Below are 17,187 nucleotides of genomic sequence, written 5' to 3' on the forward strand. Positions count from 1 at the left end.
TTTGTTCAACTAATCATTATAACCATGAAAAAAATCTCTCAAATTATTGTTTTATTGGCATTTGTTTTCACAGTTAACCTCTCAGCGCAGACGGTTTGGAAGCAGGATCCAAATCATTCTAAGCTCGGATTCACAGTTACGCATCTTTCCATTGCGGATGTTACAGGATATTTCACAAAGTTTGATGTCAATGTAACATCAAGCCAGGCTGATTTCAGTGATGCGGTTATTGAACTAACCGCGGATATCAATTCAGTTAATACCGGTATAGAAGCGCGCGATAATCATTTAAGAACCGCTGATTTTTTTGATGCATCTACATATCCGACAATGACTTTCAAAAGCACATCGATAGAAAAAACAGGGGATAAACAGTACAAGCTGAAAGGAAACCTGACAATGCACGGAGTTACAAAGGAAATTACCGTTGATCTTATTCACCGCGGAACAATTCAGAACCCGATGGCGAACAATGCTGATGTTGCCGGGCTGCAGATATTAGGCACACTTAAAAGATCTGATTTTAACATCGGCCCCAACTTCCCTGAATTTGCAATAAGCGATGAAGTAAGGATAAAAGCTGATGGCGAGTTTTCAAAAAAATAAGCCGTTGCCGAACAAATAAGTATAAAACTATAAGATATTCAAATAACCCGCTTTACAGCGGGTTTTTTTATTGACTTAAATCAAATGTATTTACCTGAATGTTAGTTATTTTTGTATATAAATAAATACAAATTATATGAGTGAACTTAACAAAAATTCTGAAAAGATAAATTTATTTTCAACTGCACAATACCAGCAAGGGGCAGTAGTAAGCAAAGTATTGCTTAAGAAAAGATCAGGCAACATAACGCTGTTTGCATTTGATAAAGGCGAAGGTCTAAGCGAACATACAGCGCCTTTTGACGCTTATGTTCATGTATTAGATGGCGAAGTGGAAGTGATAATTTCAGGTAACCAAAATATTCTTCAGGCTGGTGATGCGATAATTATGCCGGCAGGGGAACCGCATTCGCTAAAAGCTATCACGGCATTTAAAATGGTGCTTGTTATGATTAAATCAGAATGATAAAAAAATTTAACTACGAATTTCACAAATTTCCCGAATTTGATTAGTTAGTTTTGGAGTCAATTAAAATAGTAGTTGGAAAAACGGGATTCCACAATTAAACTAATAATGAGGTAAATAAAAAAACCTGTATTTTATACAGGTTTTTTTGTTGTAAAGTATATGATGAATGCTATGCTGTTTAGTTCTGTGATGCGTTATTTTCATTGCTTTCAGTTTTTTTCTTAGGCGGCAATGCAAGTAATATTCCCGATGCAAACCCGTAGCCTGTTGTAATATACCAGTTAGAGCTCAGCGGGCAGCCGTTTGAACATCCTACATAATAGTAATATGCATATCCAATCAATGCGCCAGATAGCGCGTATAAACCGAGCTTTAAATATTTATTTTTTATCATAATTTCCTGCAATTTAATATTTCACCGGTAAAGATCCAAAGTGTTAATTCACTTTCAGGACTTCGCTAATAGCCTGAACAAAGCTTTCCTTCGGCAGTGCGCCCATAGTCATTTGGGGCTTACCATCCATAGGTATGAATAATATTGAAGGAATGCTGCGAATGCCGAATACCTGTGCGAGCTCCTGCTCTTCTTCGGTATCTACTTTATATATCTGTACCTTACCGTCATATTCCTTTGATAACTCTTCTAAAACAGGTGCAACCATTTTGCAAGGACCGCACCAGTCAGCATAAAAATCTATTATTACGGGCTTATCACCTGTGAATTTCCATTCTTTTTCTGTTTCGTAGTTAAATACCTTTTGTTTGAATTCTGCTGCTGTTAAATGTACCATTTTAGTGCTTCCTTTTTTATTATTTTCTGTATTGTTATTTCTGCTTCCGGTTGTGTTACTATTATTAACATTATTATTTGGTGATTGTTCCGTTTTTACCGGTTTTTGCTGCAAATTGCTGTTATTATAAACTGAACTGTTATCTTTTTTTCCGCATGAAACCAGCAGGGCAGCGAAGATTCCGCTTAAAACTAAAAGACTGATAATATTTTTTCTTATTTTCATAATAGAATCGGTTAAATTCCTGATCTTTTATAGTTGCTAATAGCAACTTAATACAAAAAGTTCCCAAAGTCAAGCCAGCAGAATAAGGATAGTAAGTTGCCATAGGCAACAAAATGACAAAAATCATATTTTATGGTGAAGTAAATCATATTTTATCGCCGTTAACTGTTGTTATTTTTGTATAGTTGCTAATGGCAATTAAATGAAAAATAATAAAAGATCGAAAATTATGAAGAAAATTACAGGTTTATTACTTTTATCCGTCATACTTATATCAGGAATTTACTCGCAAAACGGCACAAGGCTCATTGGTTTTGATGCCAAAACAACAGGCAGGGGAGGCGTATCAACCGGTTTTTTTGATAACACAAGCCTTCTTATGACAAATCCCGCAGGTATTTCTTTTCTAAAAGAAAACATGCTGGAAGCGGATTTTTCTATGATGATGCCGAAGCTGAAGTTTACAAATACAATTAATACCGCTGAAGGAAATTCCAACACTTACCCGCTTCCTTCATTGGGCGTTACTTTTACTCCAAAAAAATCGAAATTAACTCTAGGGCTTGGTTTCTTCACGAACGGAGGTATGGGTTCAGATTTTAAATTAAATCACCAGTTATTCAAAGACCAGGCAGGGAATTATGTGCAGCAGGAATATTATTCCAAATACGCAGTAATGCAGGGCGGACCCTCTGTATCATATAAATTGAGCAAAAATTTCTCAGCAGGTATATCAGCTCATATGTATTACAGCATGATGGATTTCCGTATGCCTTACAGCCTTTCACCTAACGAGCTTAAAGGTGTTGTTAATCCACAAACCGGTATGACATTCGGTCAGATGTTCTCTGCTCCGCAGAGCCAGGGCGGACTTGGTTACAGCGAAGTAACCGCTTACGCAAAAATGAGCGATCTGACAGCGATAGGGTTCGGCGGTAAAATTGGACTCGCATATAAAGTAAACGATATGTTCTCGCTCGGTTTAAGCTATACACTTCCGGTCGATCTTACTTACAAGAACGGCAAAGCTGATATGGATATGACTTACCAGATGAATGATGCATTCGGAAGGGTTGTAACAGGATATATGACCAATTACCCCGGTATAACACAGCAGCAGGCAATGGATTCAGCAATGAACGCTTTTTCACAGATGGGAATTGATCTTTCACTGGGTGCAAAAGCAACATATGATCTTGAGAACAAGCTTTCAATGCCTCAGCAGATATCGTTCGGATTTTCCTATGCAGCCCCGAACAAAAAATTCCGCTTTGGTATGGACTTTGAATGGCTTAACTGGAAAAAAGCATTTGAGAAAATGGAGCTAAGCATGACAGGCGGCCAGAATGCTAATATCAACAGAATGATGGGCAATACGGGTTCATTTTCACTTAACTTCCCGCTGGAATGGAAGGATTCATACATTATCCACGCAGGCGGAGAATATGATATATCCAAAATGTTCACAATGCGTTTAGGCTATACATACGGCACCAACCCGGTTCCTGAATCAACAGTGTTCCCGGTTTTCCCGGCAATTGTAGAAAACCATATAATGGCAGGCGGAACACTTAACTTTTCACCTAAGTTCGCTGTGAACTTTGCATATGAAATGGCTCTGAAAAAAGAGCTTACAGCTTCAAATCCGAGTACAGTGGCATCTGAATACAGCAGCAGCACTTCATCGCTTGAAACAATGCTGTTCCATTTATCACTGACCTGGAAGTATTAAAAAAAAGAAGCATTAGCGAACGGAAAATTATCAGAGTATTAATTGATCAGTTAAATTTCACTTTGAATATATTATGACAAAATTTAAAACTACAGGCTATTTATTAATATATTTCGGACTGGCTTTGATATTGCTGGTAACGGCAAGCTCATGCAATAAAGATTCCCGTTCAGATTATAACCCGGTTCCAAAAAAGGTAAATCCCCTTGAGGGCCGGGTAATTCCTCATTTGGATCACAGCGCATATTTTAAGGATTCAATTGATTCCCCCCAAAAAGTGACACGCAGATGCCTTGAGTGCCATCCCAACAGCGGAAGCGAAGTTATGAAAACCGCTCACTGGACCTGGATCAGCGGTGATGTTGAAAGGAACGGAAAAAATATTCCGCTTGGAAAAAAGAACCAGGTTAATAATTTCTGCATCAGCGTTGTAGGTAACTGGGGTTCATGCGTTACCTGCCATGCGGGATATGGGTGGAGTGATGCAAATTATGATTTCACCAAAGAAGAAAATGTTGACTGTTTGGTATGCCATGACGGCTCAGGTACATATTCAAAAACAAAGCTTGGCATGCCGAATAAAAATGTTGATCTGCGATTGGTTGCAGGAAGCGTTCACCGTCCAACACGCGAAAACTGCGGTATATGCCATTTCAGCGGCGGCGGCGGTATGGGTGTAAAACACGGCGACCTTGATGAATCACTTTTAAACGCAAATAAAGAGCTTGATTTCCATATGGGCAAGCTAAACTTCCAGTGTGTTGATTGCCATACTACCCAAAACCATGTGATATCAGGCAAAGTAAATACAACATATACAGAAAAAACCAATGCATCACGTTTCAACTGTGAAAAATGCCATACAGAGCAGCCGCATAAAGACCCAAGGCTGAATAAACATACTGCAAGGGTTGCATGCCAGACTTGCCATATACCGGAGTTTGCAAAAAAGCTGCCAACAAAGATGATATGGGACTGGTCAAAAGCGGGTGACTCAACCAGGGTAGATAGTCCGCATGAATATCTTAAAATTAAAGGTGAATTTGTGTATGAAGAGGGCGTAATACCTACTTATACATGGTTCAACGGAAAAATGGACAGGTACGTAATTGGTGATAAGCTGGATGGAGAAGAAGAGCATAATATGAATCACCCATTGGGATCACGTGAAGATAAAAATGCCAAGATATGGCCGTTCAAAGTTCACCACGCAACACAGCCTTATGATGAAGTTAATAATATTATAATCCCCCCGATTACCAGCGGAGAAGGCGGCTACTGGACAAAATTTGACTGGGCATATGCAATTTCAACGGGAGCCAAATTAAACAATCTGCCATACAGCGGAAAGTACGGTTTTACAAAAACAAAAATGTACTGGCCTATCACACATATGGTAACGACTGGTAAGAACGCATTAACCTGTACAGATTGCCATTCCAAAGGCGGCCGTTTGAACTGGGCAGAGCTTGGATATAAAAATGACCCGCTTCAGGGACCCGGTAAATAAACTTTTCAATTTATTACAGCTATGAAAAATAAACCAAAGCCATATAAAAATCCATATTTTGCAGGCGCAATTTTGGGTGTGGTATTATTCAGCGCTTATGCTTTAACGCACAGCGGCCTGGGCGCATCAGGTGCGATAAGCCGCATACATGTTGCCATTACAAAATTATTTTCACAGGCACATGTTGATATGGTAAGCACGTTCGCTTTAATGGGAGCGGGTGATACAAATGCGCTTGACCATCCAAGTGTATTTCTTTTAATAGGCACATTTGCCGGTGGAATGATATCCGCGCTGATAAACGGCAGGTTTAAGCCTGAAATTTTCAAAGGCCCGCAGATCTCCAACTTGCAGCGCCTTATCTTCGCTCTGATAGGCGGCATTATAATGGGCTACGGCGCAAGATTTGCACGCGGCTGCACTTCAGGGCAGGCACTCTCAGGCGGCGCAGTACTATCGCTGGGCAGCTGGGCTTTTATGTTCAGTGTTTTTATAGGCGGCTATGCCGTAGCTTACTTTGTCCGCAGGCTGTGGACTGAACCAAATAAATCAATATAACAAAGATAATCATGTTACCAATAGATGTAATTGCTTTACTGGGAAAATTCTGGGGATACGCCGTTTTTGTTCTGATAGGCATAGGGTTTGGTGTATCACTTGAGCTTGCCGGATTCGGAGATTCAAGGCGGCTTGCGGCACAGTTCTATTTAAAGGATATGACAGTACTGAAAACTATGTTTACCGGAATTGTTGTTGCTGCAGTTTTAATTTTTATGTCTTCAGCAATCGGTATTCTTGATTTTTCCCAAATATCAGTAACCCAGACATTTTTATGGCCGGGTATTGTTGGGGGATTAATCATGGGTGTTGGATTTATAGTTGGTGGTTACTGCCCGGGCACATCAGTAGTTTCAGCAGCCAGCCTTAAGATAGATGGAATGTTTTTCCTGACGGGAACTATACTTGGTGCAGGAATTTTCGGTGAGTCACTTCCTGCATTCAGTGATTTCTGGAACTCTTCTTTTACCGAAAGATACCTGCTTTCTGACTGGCTTGGATGGTCAATAGGCGCAACTTTGTTTGCTGTTGTTCTGATGGCAATAATGATGTTTTACGGCGCAGAAAAAACAGAAGAATTTTTCAGGAATAAAAACTCCGGAAAGAAATGGTCATGGAAAATTTCAAAACGCTCCTATACTGCCGGCGCTGCTGCCATGGTTGCTGCAGCAGCAATTATATGGCTGATAGGCCAGCCTGACCCTGTGAGAAAATGGAGCCTGATGGAAGGCAAATACGGTAGCCAGCTTGCATCACGAGATGTCTTTATTCACCCGCTGGAATATGTAAAAACGTATAATGAAGCTGCTATAAAGCTGGTTACGCTAGATCTTCGTACACCGGAGGAATTCGGTAAATTCCACCTTTCTGGAGCTGAGAGTGTTAAGCCTGAAGATATGCTGAAACCAGATTTTATAGCTCCATTGGCGCAACTTCCGGCGCAGGGTGTAGTTGTGCTGATTGCAGATGAAGATTCCGTTTCAGTGCAGGCATGGAAGTATTTGAAGGTTCAGGGTGTGAACAATGTTTACATCCTCGAAAACGGGTTAAGGGACTGGAATAAATTATTTGACGGAAAATCCATTTCAGGAAAATCAATAAACATTTCATCACCTCCGGCAGAAGTCCTAAAGCTTTTTCCGAAGGATGCATATACACCAAAAATCAAGATCAGCACTAAAAAACGTTCAGGCGGACTTTGCAGCTAAACAAAAAAATTATTGATACTATGAAAATTTTATTTACGTTACTAAATTAACTCTTTTACCGGTAATTTTCAGCTTAGCTGCAAATTACACTTTTGGGCAGAATAATAATGGCAGCACATTTACCAATAATGAATGTATGCAATGCCACCAGAAGAATATATCCGCTGATCTTTATAATAAGTCCGTTCACAGTTCCTTAATGTGTACAGCATGCCATCAAAAGGATGAAACAAAACCCGTTGATAAGCTTACAGCCGGTAAAAATACATGTATTGTATCGTTTAAGCCTTCAAACTGTACAAGCTGCCACAGCTCTGTTGCAAAGGAGCACGAAACAAGCGTGCATAATTCCGCAAGGCTGCCTGTAACATGTTCCAAATGCCATTCCGATATTCATAAGATAACTTCGATAAAGAATAATAAGATCGCATCTTCAAAACTTTGCAGCAGCTGCCATGAAAATGAATCGGTTTTTTTCAAATCGGTACACTTCATAGCGTTAGAAAGCGGAAGCAAAGATGCTCCCGGCTGCACTGACTGCCACAATAAACATGCAATCAGCCGAATTGATAATGTTTCGCAGGGCAGGACTTTCCACACGCAGACTTGCATGAAATGCCATGCAGATGCAGAAATGATGAAACGCAGCAATGTTACAACCATTGCCCCGAAATCTTATTTTGAAAGCTACCACGGAAAAAATATCAGGCTCGGCTACCCTGAAAAAGTTGCCGGATGCGCTGATTGCCACAGCTCTCACAGCATACTTCCGGCAAATGATTCAAACTCGACAGTTAATGCAGTTAATTTAACCAATACCTGCAAACAGTGTCATGTTAATGCCGGTGACGGTTTTTCAAAATTCATTGCTCATGCTGATACAGGTAACAGTGAAAAATATCCTTTGCTGTACTGGGTAACAATATTTATGAACTCACTGCTCGCCGGCACATTTCTTTTCTTCTGGGTTCATTCATTACTTTGGGTTATAAGGGGCTATATAGAAAAGAAACGAAACAGGAACGCGGAAGATTTTTCAGGCGGGAATGATATTGCAGATCGCAGAATAAAACATAAAGTTTACAGGCGTTTCAGGCCGGTTCACATTACTTTGCACCTGTTTGTAGTAACAAGCTTTCTTGCTCTTGCCTTAACAGGTTTGCCTTTAAAGTTCAATTATACCGGCTGGGGTAAAACACTTATGGATTACCTGGGAGGTATAAGCAGTGCAGGGATAATTCACAGGATTGCAGCTATTGTTACTTTCGTGTATTTCTTTGTAACACTGTTTATGAGCATACGCTTTTTGTTCTCAAAAAAGCATTCCAAAGCTTCGTTTTTAAAGAGACTTTTCGGACCAGATTCACTTTTTATTAACCGAAAAGATATCAATGATATAAAAGCAATGTTCCGCTGGTTCTTCTTCCGCGGTCCCAAGCCATCATTTGAACGATGGACATACTGGGAAAAATTTGACTTCCTGGCAGTGTTCTGGGGCGTTGCAATTATCGGCTCAAGCGGTTTAGTTCTCTGGTTCCCTGAATTTTTCAGCTCGTTTTTGCCCGGCTGGATATTTAACCTTGCAACAATAATACACTCAGATGAAGCTCTGCTTGCTGTTGGATTCATTTTTACGGTACACTTTTTTAATACACATTTGAGAGTGGAAAAATTTCCAATGGATTTTGTGATATTCAACGGCCAGGTTACAGAAAGGGAAATGGTACATGAAAGAGGAGAGCAGTGGAAACGGTATAATGAAGAGAAAACCGCAGAAAAATATGAAGTTAAAAAACCAACACCGCTGTATCTTGATATTGCATTAAGGGTATTCGGGCTATTGGCTGTGTTAACCGGTACTGTTCTGGCAGTACTGATATTTTATTCTATATTAGGGCAGGGTTTCCACTGATAAATAAGGCAGTGTTAAGATTATTAAGGGATGAGATTATTGAAAATGTAAATAATTTTAGTTAAGTTGCCTGTAACAACATATAAATATATGAATAAAGGTATTGTAGAGCTGATATTTGAGCTTAAATTCACCTGCCAGGCAAAGGAAGAAAGTATCCGTGAAGAGCTTAAGCTTTCTCCTTCTGAGTATCGCGGGCTGCTCTCGATAAATCCGGGAGAAGTTAAATCATGCATGCAGATGTCAAACATGATGGGTCTTTCAAAATCACGCGGAAGCAGAGTAATTGATAAGCTGATTGAGCACGGTTATTTAACTGAAGCTAAAGGTGAAGATGATAAAAGGATATATAATGTAAAGCTTACTTCTAAAGGCCAAAACGCAATAAAACGTATCAACGCTGTTATGAGCGAATGCGAAAGAGCCATCTTAAAGAACGTCCCTGCTGATGAGCTTCATAATTTTACAAAAACACTTCATAAGATCTCTGAAATAATTACGCCAAACTGATTAGCCTGTTATAAAACAGCAGTAATATATGTCGGAGTGATTTTATAATATAGTTGCTAATGACAACTAAATTTATTATATTTGTATTATAAGTATCAGGAATTAATCTGAATAAATTTAATAAAGGTAATAAATATGAAAATGGAAATTTTTTTTGAAGACGGGAAAAAAGTAAATGCCCGTTATAACGGAATAACTATTAAAACCGATCAGCCCGTTGAAGCCGGCGGAAAAGGTTCTGCCCCGGCGCCATTTGACCTGTTCCTTGCTTCAATTGGTACCTGCGCAGGAATTTATGTAAAATCATTCTGCAGCCAGCGCGGAATCCCCACTGAGGATATCCGGATTATTCAGTCTATGGAATATGATTTTGAGAAAGGGCTCATTGGTAAAATTAAGCTGGATATCGAGCTTCCTGAATCTTTCCCCGTTAAATATAAAGATGCAGTTATAAATGTTGCTAATTTATGCGCAGTTAAAAAACATTTATTGAATCCCCCCGAAATTGAAGTTAAAGCAAATATTAGCGAATTAGTTTAATAAGATAATAAAACCAAAATAACCGCCGGTAAAGGGCGGTTTTTTTATAACTCTTTTAAGTTAGTAATTGAATTATAAATTAAGTTTTAAATTTAAAAATAATGTGTTATAATTACTAAATTTAACAATACATTAATAAATCAAAAGCCATGAAGAAACTATTTACAGCTTTAACTATCCTATTATTGTTTACTTCATTTATTTATTCGTCAGGTACTGTATATATGCTTGCTGATTTTGAGAACACATCATTTCCGCCGGCAGGATGGACAGTAGCGAACACATCGAATTATAATTTTATCAGGACAACATACGCAAGCGGCTATGGCAGCGGGCTTTCTTGCGCAATGGCAGATTTTTATGATTACCAGTCCGGAAATTTTGACCTGATATCAAGAACTTTTCCTGCAACTACTTCAGGAGATTCACTGTTATTTGATCATGCATACACATGCGGCGCAGCTGAAAATGACAGGCTGGATATATATTATTCAACCAATAATGGTTCAACATGGACACTGCTTATAAGTTACCTTGGCGGAAATGCTGGACCTTTAAAAACGGCTAACCCTACATATGATCTGTTTGTGCCAACAGCAGGGCAATGGGCAACAAAAAGAAACGCTTTGCCGGTGGGTACCAACAAAGTTAAGTTTACAGGTGTTACAGCTTACGGAAATAACCTGTACCTGGATAATATAAGGGTTGGCGTTCCGTATTCAAATGATGCCGGATTAAGCAGCATAATAAGTCCAAAATGGGGAATCACCCCGCAGAATGCGGCACCGCAGGTTTCAGTAAGGAATTACGGAAGCACAACCCAGTCATTTAGCGTTACTATAACAATTAATCCCGGCGGTTATACAAATACACAAAGTGTTACAAATCTTGCAGCCGGACAGGTTCAGACAGTAAATTTTACGGGGTTTAATTTTGCTTCAGTCGGTAATTACACAATGACGTGTTATACAACACTGGGATCAGACCAGAATACTTCAAATGATACGATTTCAAATACACTTGTAGTTACTACGGCGCCAAGAAATGTAGTACTGGAGTTCTGCACAGGCACATGGTGCCAGTGGTGTCCCTGCGGCGATGATGAAGCTCACCATCTTTCAGTTACATATCCAAACAGCGTAATATTGGCATATCACGGTTCGGGATCTGATCCTTGGAAGAACTTTAACGGCAACGGAATAATCGGTCTATTGGGATTTGCAGGTTATCCTTCAGGACTGGTAGACAGGCGTTTAGGAGCAAATAACGGCTGGGGCTCAATGTTCACAGATTCAGAAAACCGTTTGGCGCAAAATCCCGGAGCAACAGTAAATATTACCGTAACAAGCTCTAATTATAATGTTGGTACAAGGCAGCTTACAGTAAATGCAACAGCAACCGCTTTAACAACTTTAAGCGGACAGTATAAGGTTAATTATGTTATCAAAGAAAATAACCTGGTGTGGCCGCAGACGGGCAACAGTTACTGCGCGGGAAATTCTACAGCAGTGCATTATGATGTTGTAAGGAATATGATAAACAATGCAAACGGTGAGAATGTAAATACCGGTACATGGAACCAGAACCAGGTTTATCCTTTAACATTTACAACCACACTCGATGCAGCATGGATCCCTGGTAACTGTGAATTTGATATATTTATCTATAAAGATAACGGCTCATTAAATGTATCAGAGGTTCAGCAGGGAATTTCTTCAACATTTACTGTAACCGGTATAAATCAGCAGGGGACAAATATTCCCGATAAATATGAGCTTTCGCAGAATTACCCCAACCCGTTCAATCCTGTTACCAATGTGCATTTTTCAATTCCCAAAAGTACTCATGCTACTTTCAAGGTTTATAATGCCGTTGGACAGTTAATGGGAACCTATCTTGATGCATTTGTAAATGCCGGAATGTATAATGCTGATATAGACGCTTCTAACTTTGCAAGCGGCGTATATTATTATACGTTAAGCACACCTGATTTTACACAAACAAAGAAGATGATTCTGGTGAAATAATATAAGAATTGTGCTAAACTTAAAGCCTCTGAATTAGTTTTTAGAGGCTTTTTTATTTATACTATTTACATTTAATTTGATATATATGTATGTTATTATTGCCATTCAATTAAATTAAACAGTTTGAAGAGAATATTTTTTATATTACTGTTACTTTTAACAGTATCCGGTTTATGCCAGGATAATGCTAGAATAATGACCTATAATCTGCTGAACTACCCGGATATAGATTCAGCGATCAGGAATCCCTATTTCAGAACAGTAATTAAAACTTCGAATCCCGATATACTGGTTGTACAGGAAATGACAAGCGCCTCTGGAATGAGCGGTTTTTTGAATAATGTTATGAATGCGTACGGCAGTGTATATTCGATGGGAACCTTCATTGACGGCACTGATACTGATAACGGTATTTTTTACCGGACTTCAAAGTTCCGTTTCATCAGCAATACCCGCATCAGAACTGCATTACGCGATATAAATGAGTTCAGGATAGTTCATATCAGTTACCCTGCGGATACACTTCGAATATTCTCTGTTCACCTGAAATCCAGCAGCGGAGTTACAAATGAAAATCTCAGAGCTGCTGAAGTTGACAGCCTTCGGAAATTTACTGCTTCAATTCTAGCAAATTCATTTTACATGGTTGCAGGTGATTTTAATATTTATGGGGATTATGAACCTGCATATATAAAACTGAAACAGGTGACCAGCGGAAACGGACATTTTATGGATGCTGTTAATATGACCGGTTCATGGAACCAATTCGTTTACAGGCAGAATCATACACAGTCACCACGCACCAGGGGATTTGGCGGCGGCTCTACAGGAGGAATGGATGACCGCTTCGATATGATATTGATGTCACCAGGTATTTTTAATGCGGGCAGGATAGCTTATGTGCCCGGCACTATGACCGCTTACGGCAACGACGGTAATCATTACAACGATTCCATAAACCGAAGGCCCAATACTGCTGTGGCTGATTCAGTAGCCGATGCTATTCATTATTCCAGTGATCATATTCCTGTTTACGCAACATTCACTTTTGGCAACGTAATAGGTATATCAGGCAACCAGGGCACAATCCCTGAAAATTTTTCTCTCGGTCAGAATTATCCGAATCCATTTAACCCAGCCACAAAAATAAACTATCAAATTCCCCTTTTAAAAGGGGTGTCCGCCGGAAGCGGACAGGGTGTGTTGGTTAAACTGACTATCTATGATCTTCTCGGCAGGGAAGCAGCAACTCTTGTTAACGCGCAGCTCCAGCCCGGCAGTTACGAAGCTGTTTGGAATGCAGCGAACCAGCCAAGCGGTGTTTACTTATATACATTAACTGCAGGGGAATTCAGAGAAACCAAAAAGATGATATTATTGAAATAAAACAGTCAAAAATAAAAAAGCAAAAAGCAAAAATGTGTTTTTTATCGTTTCAAATTTAACATCATTTTTGCTTTTTTACTTTTGCTTTTTCAGTTATTTATAATATTCATAAACATACTTTACCAGCTTATCTTTTTTATCATTTATATCATACCTGATAATTTCGGTTAATATACCCTTATCGTTATAAGTAAATGTACTGTGATTTTCTTTTTCACTCTCGCCCCTGTACTTGATCTCTTGCTTAAGCTGTGAGCCTTCATATACATAAACATACTTTCCGTTAATTTCGCCAAACCTGTTATACCATATCTTTTCCTTCACATTGCCGTTTTCATCATAGCTCATGCTAAGCCTGCCGGTTATACTTCCGCCCGGCTCTACACCTGCTGATTCTATCAGCCTGCCGGAGCCGTCATAGCTGTATGTTTCCATACTTACAGGCTTATCATTTTCATTATACTTTGTATATGAAATTTTCCTGCCTGCTGCATCATATTTGTATGATTCCTTTTCTATCATATTTCCTGAAGTATTGTAAACTTCGCGTTTGGTAAGATTGCCGGATTTATCATAACTGAACTTAACTTCATTTATGAACTTACTTACGTACTCATGCTCTTTTCTGTTGGGTCCCTGGTATGCAAGCAGCTCTTTTTGTGTAGCCATGCTTAACTGGCTCCACCAGTAACGGGGACTCGAAGGGTCGTTTTGATCTCCAATTACAATATACTGGTTCTGTTCTTCAGGATCTGTAATATTAACTATAATAGTATAACTCTCAAGCCTGGGCTCGATTGCAAGCTCATCCTGTACTCTGCCGAAGAGCTCGTTTTCCATCACACTTGCTAAAATTGTAAAATATACTCCAACCCTTACTGAATTATAATAAGCTTCATGAAGCTCGCTTTTTAGCTGCCCGTTCTTTTTATTATACTTATAGCTTATCATTTCAATAATATCATTTTTGGAATTGTAACGGTTTGTCTGAACTATCCTGTCATTTTTGCCGTATTGATAAAATTCCTTAACTGTAAGATCAGTGAACACATGGTATTTGGAATATTCAGTCATATTGCCTCTGTCATCATAAGCAAAATAAAAGGATTTATACCCGCTATCGGCAAGAACTCCATCAAGCTCTTTTGAATAACGGTATTCAATGACACTTTTTGATTTTATCCTGTTTTGTGAAATTACTGATCTTTCAGAATTTTTAAGCAGTATATCATTTTGGGGCTGTGCATTCAATGAAATGCCCAGGGTTAAGATCAAAACCGCAAAGCTGAACTTAAATAGTGAGTTTATCATAATATTAGTATAACCAATTTTGTTCGGATATGTTCCAGACAGCATAAGTTTAAACGAATAATCCAAATAAATCAAGTATTGTTTTAATATTTATTATAGGGTTTAAAGGTAGTTTAAAGATTGTATAAAAAAAACAGGTTCCGGGAATGATTAAAAAATCCCGAAACCTGCATAAAATAATTATTTACTTTACAAGCAGCATTCTTTTGGTTTGAATAAAATTACCTGAGCTTAAAGTATAAAAATATACACCTGCAGCTTTGCTGCTGAGATCAATATTTACAGAATAATTTCCCGCTTTCAGCTGCTGCATTACGGGTGCTGAAATTTCATTTCCCAAAATATCGTAAACTTTTAATTCAGTATAAGCGCCGGCAGGGAGTGAAAAATCTATTATTGTTCCGGGATTGAACGGGTTGGGATAGTTCTGGCTGAGACTGTAATTTACAGGCGTTTCATTGTTCAGAATATTAATACCGGTAACTGAAGATATCAGCTTGCTGATAACTCCGCCGTATCCAACAGCCCAGCCTGTCTGGCACCCGGTTTGCCCGTCGGGGAAATCCATGTGGACCAATGTTTGTGCGGCAGTATGCTCCAGCTGCCATGAGCTACCTGAATTGGTTGAGCTGTAAATTCCAGTTCCGCGAATGAACCAGAAGTTTTCACCTTCTCCCTGTATTGCTTCGATATTACCAGCACCGGGAGCGGGGAGAGCGGTGTAATTCATACCTCCATTGGTTGATTTGGACATTGTTGTACTTGCAGAGATACCAATACCGTTTTGATTGTAATGCAGTGCAAGAATATAGATACCTGTTACATTAGCTTCATGGGAAGTAAAATTTAAGCCGCTGTTGGTTGAGCGGTAAACTGTTGTTATGCTGGTGCCCCACCAAATATTTGGCAGTGATACCTGGAAGCTGTTTGGAAGGCATGTTTCAATGTTACTTAATCTTTGCGGCGCATTCGGTGAAAGTGACCAGTTTACTCCTCCGTTGGTTGTGGTAAGCATTTGCCAGATGTTTGAAACCGGGTCACCGAAAGCAAACCCGTTCTGGGCATCGGTCATTTTTAACCCGAAAAATACTGTTTGTGCTGCATGCACATTAACCCAGTTCATACCGCCGTTTGTAGTTCTGTATATAAAGCTGTTGCCGCCTGTTGTTGTGGAAATTATAGCGGTATTTCCATCAATCGCATCTATGCAGTTTACCATACCGTTTACCACACCTGTATTGGGATTTGCATTTACCCATGTATTGCCGCCATCAGTTGTTCGGCGCACAATTGCGCTTGCGCCGCCTACCCATGCTATCATATTATTAACAGCTTTTACGCATATTAGCTGGTTAGAAACTCCCGAGCTTTGTACCTGCCAGGAGTAATTGCAGTTCTGGCTATATGTTTCGGCTGTTACAAGCAGCAGAATTGCTGCTAAAAGAAATGAAATAAACGGATGAAGTTTTTTCATGGCTTGATGGTTTATGGTTGCCTTAATTTGATAATTACAGCGGAAAAATTCAAGGGGAAAGGAACCAAAATGTAGTTACTATTATAAACTACAACATAGTTTTTATGTAATATTGCAGTGGAAATTATCAGGATTTATTTTTATATCAAATTCACTCCCACTCCAGCAAATCATAAAACTTCATTGCATACCCGGCTATTAAATTAGCTTTATCAAGGCCGTTTATCATTTTCCGCGCTGAGCGCCAATTGGCTTTATTGCTTCCCAAAGGGAAAAACTGCTCAAGCCTGTAACCGGTGAACCATCCTTCAAGTATTCCACGGAAAGTTACAGCCAGATCGCATGCTGCATCTCTGATAATCATATCAGGCTCCCGGAATAACCTCTCATCCTTATAAATCTTCAGTGATGCCAGCCTGTAGTTAAAATCATGCGTCAGCTGAACCACCCTGCCTCTGCCATAATATGCAGTGCCTGATCTGCCGTTAGGGAAAATTGTCTTCAAAGCAGCGGGATTATTCTTTCTGTAATAATTATAAAGTGCCGTTATCCTTTTGCTTTCCGGTTTTATCCAGTAGCCTTCGGATACAGGCGCAAATGTATCATTGGATTCATGCATGGCAGTTGCTAAAATATATGCCAGCCATCTCAGACTTTTCATGTTTTCATCCAAAGCAAATGCATCTGTTATGATAAATATATTATTCTTCCTTGCTTCAGTCAGTTTTTTCCCGAAATGCCTGTGGTAATTATTTATAAAGTGTTCTTTGTTGATCCGGCTCATATGCTAAAACCCCCGTCTGAGAATTTATAAAATGATGTTTCCAGTACAATTGTTGTAAAATAAATATCCGCCTTTGGGCTTAAATGAAGTTATAGATATGTTCATGTAAGTTAATTTGGTGTGTGCCTGTTTTAAATAAAAACA

The 17,187-nt window shown here is 39.2% G+C and carries 16 protein-coding genes; 11 read left to right on the plus strand and 5 right to left on the minus strand.

What is annotated here, in order from left to right:
* Positions 1-24: 24 nt before the first annotated feature.
* Together J0M37_08455 and J0M37_08460 are read left to right on the plus strand one after the other, a co-directional pair.
* Positions 25-606 (plus strand): YceI family protein, encoded by a 582-nt coding sequence (locus J0M37_08455; GenBank protein MBN8585113.1) that lies wholly within the window; start codon positions 25-27, stop codon positions 604-606.
* Positions 607-742: 136 nt separating this feature from the next.
* The gene (locus tag J0M37_08460) at positions 743-1,072 is read left to right on the plus strand and encodes a cupin domain-containing protein (GenBank protein ID MBN8585114.1); all 330 of its coding nucleotides are present in this window, start codon (positions 743-745) and stop codon (positions 1,070-1,072) included.
* Between the two features lie 181 nt (positions 1,073-1,253).
* On the opposite strand, the gene J0M37_08465 is transcribed toward J0M37_08460, so the two are convergent.
* Positions 1,254-1,469: a hypothetical protein gene (locus J0M37_08465; protein MBN8585115.1), complete on the minus strand. Its 216-nt coding sequence runs from the start codon at positions 1,467-1,469 to the stop codon at positions 1,254-1,256.
* 43 nt (positions 1,470-1,512) lie between these two features.
* On the minus strand, positions 1,513-1,866 hold the full coding sequence (trxA, locus tag J0M37_08470) for a thioredoxin (protein ID MBN8585116.1): 354 nt from the start codon (positions 1,864-1,866) through the stop codon (positions 1,513-1,515).
* 454 nt (positions 1,867-2,320) lie between these two features.
* On the opposite strand from trxA, the gene J0M37_08475 reads away from it, so the two are divergent.
* The 9 genes from J0M37_08475 (at position 2,321) to J0M37_08515 (ending at position 13,474) form a co-directional block, all read left to right on the plus strand.
* Positions 2,321-3,823 carry an outer membrane protein transport protein gene (locus J0M37_08475; GenBank protein ID MBN8585117.1) on the plus strand — a complete coding sequence of 501 codons (1,503 nt, stop codon included), beginning with the start codon at positions 2,321-2,323 and terminating at the stop codon, positions 3,821-3,823.
* A 73-nt stretch (positions 3,824-3,896) separates the two neighbouring features.
* Complete coding sequence (locus tag J0M37_08480) at positions 3,897-5,333, plus strand: tetrathionate reductase family octaheme c-type cytochrome (GenBank protein MBN8585118.1); 1,437 nt, start codon at positions 3,897-3,899, stop codon at positions 5,331-5,333.
* A gap of 21 nt (positions 5,334-5,354) precedes the next feature.
* Positions 5,355-5,891, plus strand: coding sequence for a YeeE/YedE family protein (locus J0M37_08485; protein MBN8585119.1), 537 nt, complete (start codon positions 5,355-5,357; stop codon positions 5,889-5,891).
* 11 nt (positions 5,892-5,902) lie between these two features.
* On the plus strand, positions 5,903-7,099 hold the full coding sequence (locus J0M37_08490; GenBank protein MBN8585120.1) for a YeeE/YedE family protein: 1,197 nt from the start codon (positions 5,903-5,905) through the stop codon (positions 7,097-7,099).
* A 199-nt stretch (positions 7,100-7,298) separates the two neighbouring features.
* Positions 7,299-9,011, plus strand: a complete 1,713-nt coding sequence (locus J0M37_08495; GenBank protein ID MBN8585121.1) for a cytochrome c3 family protein — start codon at positions 7,299-7,301, stop codon at positions 9,009-9,011.
* A gap of 90 nt (positions 9,012-9,101) precedes the next feature.
* Complete coding sequence (locus tag J0M37_08500) at positions 9,102-9,521, plus strand: winged helix DNA-binding protein (GenBank protein MBN8585122.1); 420 nt, start codon at positions 9,102-9,104, stop codon at positions 9,519-9,521.
* 135 nt (positions 9,522-9,656) lie between these two features.
* Positions 9,657-10,061 carry an OsmC family protein gene (locus tag J0M37_08505; protein ID MBN8585123.1) on the plus strand — a complete coding sequence of 135 codons (405 nt, stop codon included), beginning with the start codon at positions 9,657-9,659 and terminating at the stop codon, positions 10,059-10,061.
* A 149-nt stretch (positions 10,062-10,210) separates the two neighbouring features.
* The gene (locus J0M37_08510; protein ID MBN8585124.1) at positions 10,211-12,088 is read left to right on the plus strand and encodes an Omp28-related outer membrane protein; all 1,878 of its coding nucleotides are present in this window, start codon (positions 10,211-10,213) and stop codon (positions 12,086-12,088) included.
* Positions 12,089-12,283: 195 nt separating this feature from the next.
* Positions 12,284-13,474 carry a T9SS type A sorting domain-containing protein gene (locus J0M37_08515; GenBank protein ID MBN8585125.1) on the plus strand — a complete coding sequence of 397 codons (1,191 nt, stop codon included), beginning with the start codon at positions 12,284-12,286 and terminating at the stop codon, positions 13,472-13,474.
* Between the two features lie 93 nt (positions 13,475-13,567).
* On the opposite strand, the gene J0M37_08520 is transcribed toward J0M37_08515, so the two are convergent.
* From J0M37_08520 to J0M37_08530, 3 genes are all read right to left on the minus strand, one after another.
* A complete protein-coding gene (locus tag J0M37_08520; protein ID MBN8585126.1) occupies positions 13,568-14,785 on the minus strand; it encodes a hypothetical protein in 1,218 nt (405 codons plus the stop codon).
* Positions 14,786-14,969: 184 nt separating this feature from the next.
* Complete coding sequence (locus tag J0M37_08525; GenBank protein ID MBN8585127.1) at positions 14,970-16,259, minus strand: T9SS type A sorting domain-containing protein; 1,290 nt, start codon at positions 16,257-16,259, stop codon at positions 14,970-14,972.
* A gap of 151 nt (positions 16,260-16,410) precedes the next feature.
* Positions 16,411-17,043: a hypothetical protein gene (locus tag J0M37_08530; protein MBN8585128.1), complete on the minus strand. Its 633-nt coding sequence runs from the start codon at positions 17,041-17,043 to the stop codon at positions 16,411-16,413.
* Positions 17,044-17,187 lie beyond the last annotated feature (144 nt).

The organism is Ignavibacteria bacterium (assembly GCA_017303675.1).
Classification (GTDB): Bacteria; Bacteroidota; Ignavibacteria; order Tepidaquicellales; family OLB5; genus OLB5.

Excerpts from the sequence above, each read along its gene's own strand:
- J0M37_08480 (MBN8585118.1), top strand. The coding sequence starts at position 3,897 with ATGACAAAATTTAAAACTACAGGCTATTTATTAATATATTTCGGACTG.
- J0M37_08490 (MBN8585120.1), top strand. The coding sequence starts at position 5,903 with ATGTTACCAATAGATGTAATTGCTTTACTGGGAAAATTCTGGGGATAC.
- trxA (MBN8585116.1), bottom strand. The coding sequence starts at position 1,866 with ATGGTACATTTAACAGCAGCAGAATTCAAACAAAAGGTATTTAACTAC.
- J0M37_08465 (MBN8585115.1), bottom strand. The coding sequence starts at position 1,469 with ATGATAAAAAATAAATATTTAAAGCTCGGTTTATACGCGCTATCTGGC.
- J0M37_08460 (MBN8585114.1), top strand. The coding sequence starts at position 743 with ATGAGTGAACTTAACAAAAATTCTGAAAAGATAAATTTATTTTCAACT.
- J0M37_08505 (MBN8585123.1), top strand. The coding sequence starts at position 9,657 with ATGAAAATGGAAATTTTTTTTGAAGACGGGAAAAAAGTAAATGCCCGT.
- J0M37_08510 (MBN8585124.1), top strand. The coding sequence starts at position 10,211 with ATGAAGAAACTATTTACAGCTTTAACTATCCTATTATTGTTTACTTCA.
- J0M37_08530 (MBN8585128.1), bottom strand. The coding sequence starts at position 17,043 with ATGAGCCGGATCAACAAAGAACACTTTATAAATAATTACCACAGGCAT.
- J0M37_08525 (MBN8585127.1), bottom strand. The coding sequence starts at position 16,259 with ATGAAAAAACTTCATCCGTTTATTTCATTTCTTTTAGCAGCAATTCTG.
- J0M37_08495 (MBN8585121.1), top strand. The coding sequence starts at position 7,299 with ATGTGTACAGCATGCCATCAAAAGGATGAAACAAAACCCGTTGATAAG.
- J0M37_08455 (MBN8585113.1), top strand. The coding sequence starts at position 25 with ATGAAAAAAATCTCTCAAATTATTGTTTTATTGGCATTTGTTTTCACA.
- J0M37_08515 (MBN8585125.1), top strand. The coding sequence starts at position 12,284 with ATGACCTATAATCTGCTGAACTACCCGGATATAGATTCAGCGATCAGG.
- J0M37_08475 (MBN8585117.1), top strand. The coding sequence starts at position 2,321 with ATGAAGAAAATTACAGGTTTATTACTTTTATCCGTCATACTTATATCA.
- J0M37_08500 (MBN8585122.1), top strand. The coding sequence starts at position 9,102 with ATGAATAAAGGTATTGTAGAGCTGATATTTGAGCTTAAATTCACCTGC.
- J0M37_08485 (MBN8585119.1), top strand. The coding sequence starts at position 5,355 with ATGAAAAATAAACCAAAGCCATATAAAAATCCATATTTTGCAGGCGCA.
- J0M37_08520 (MBN8585126.1), bottom strand. The coding sequence starts at position 14,785 with ATGATAAACTCACTATTTAAGTTCAGCTTTGCGGTTTTGATCTTAACC.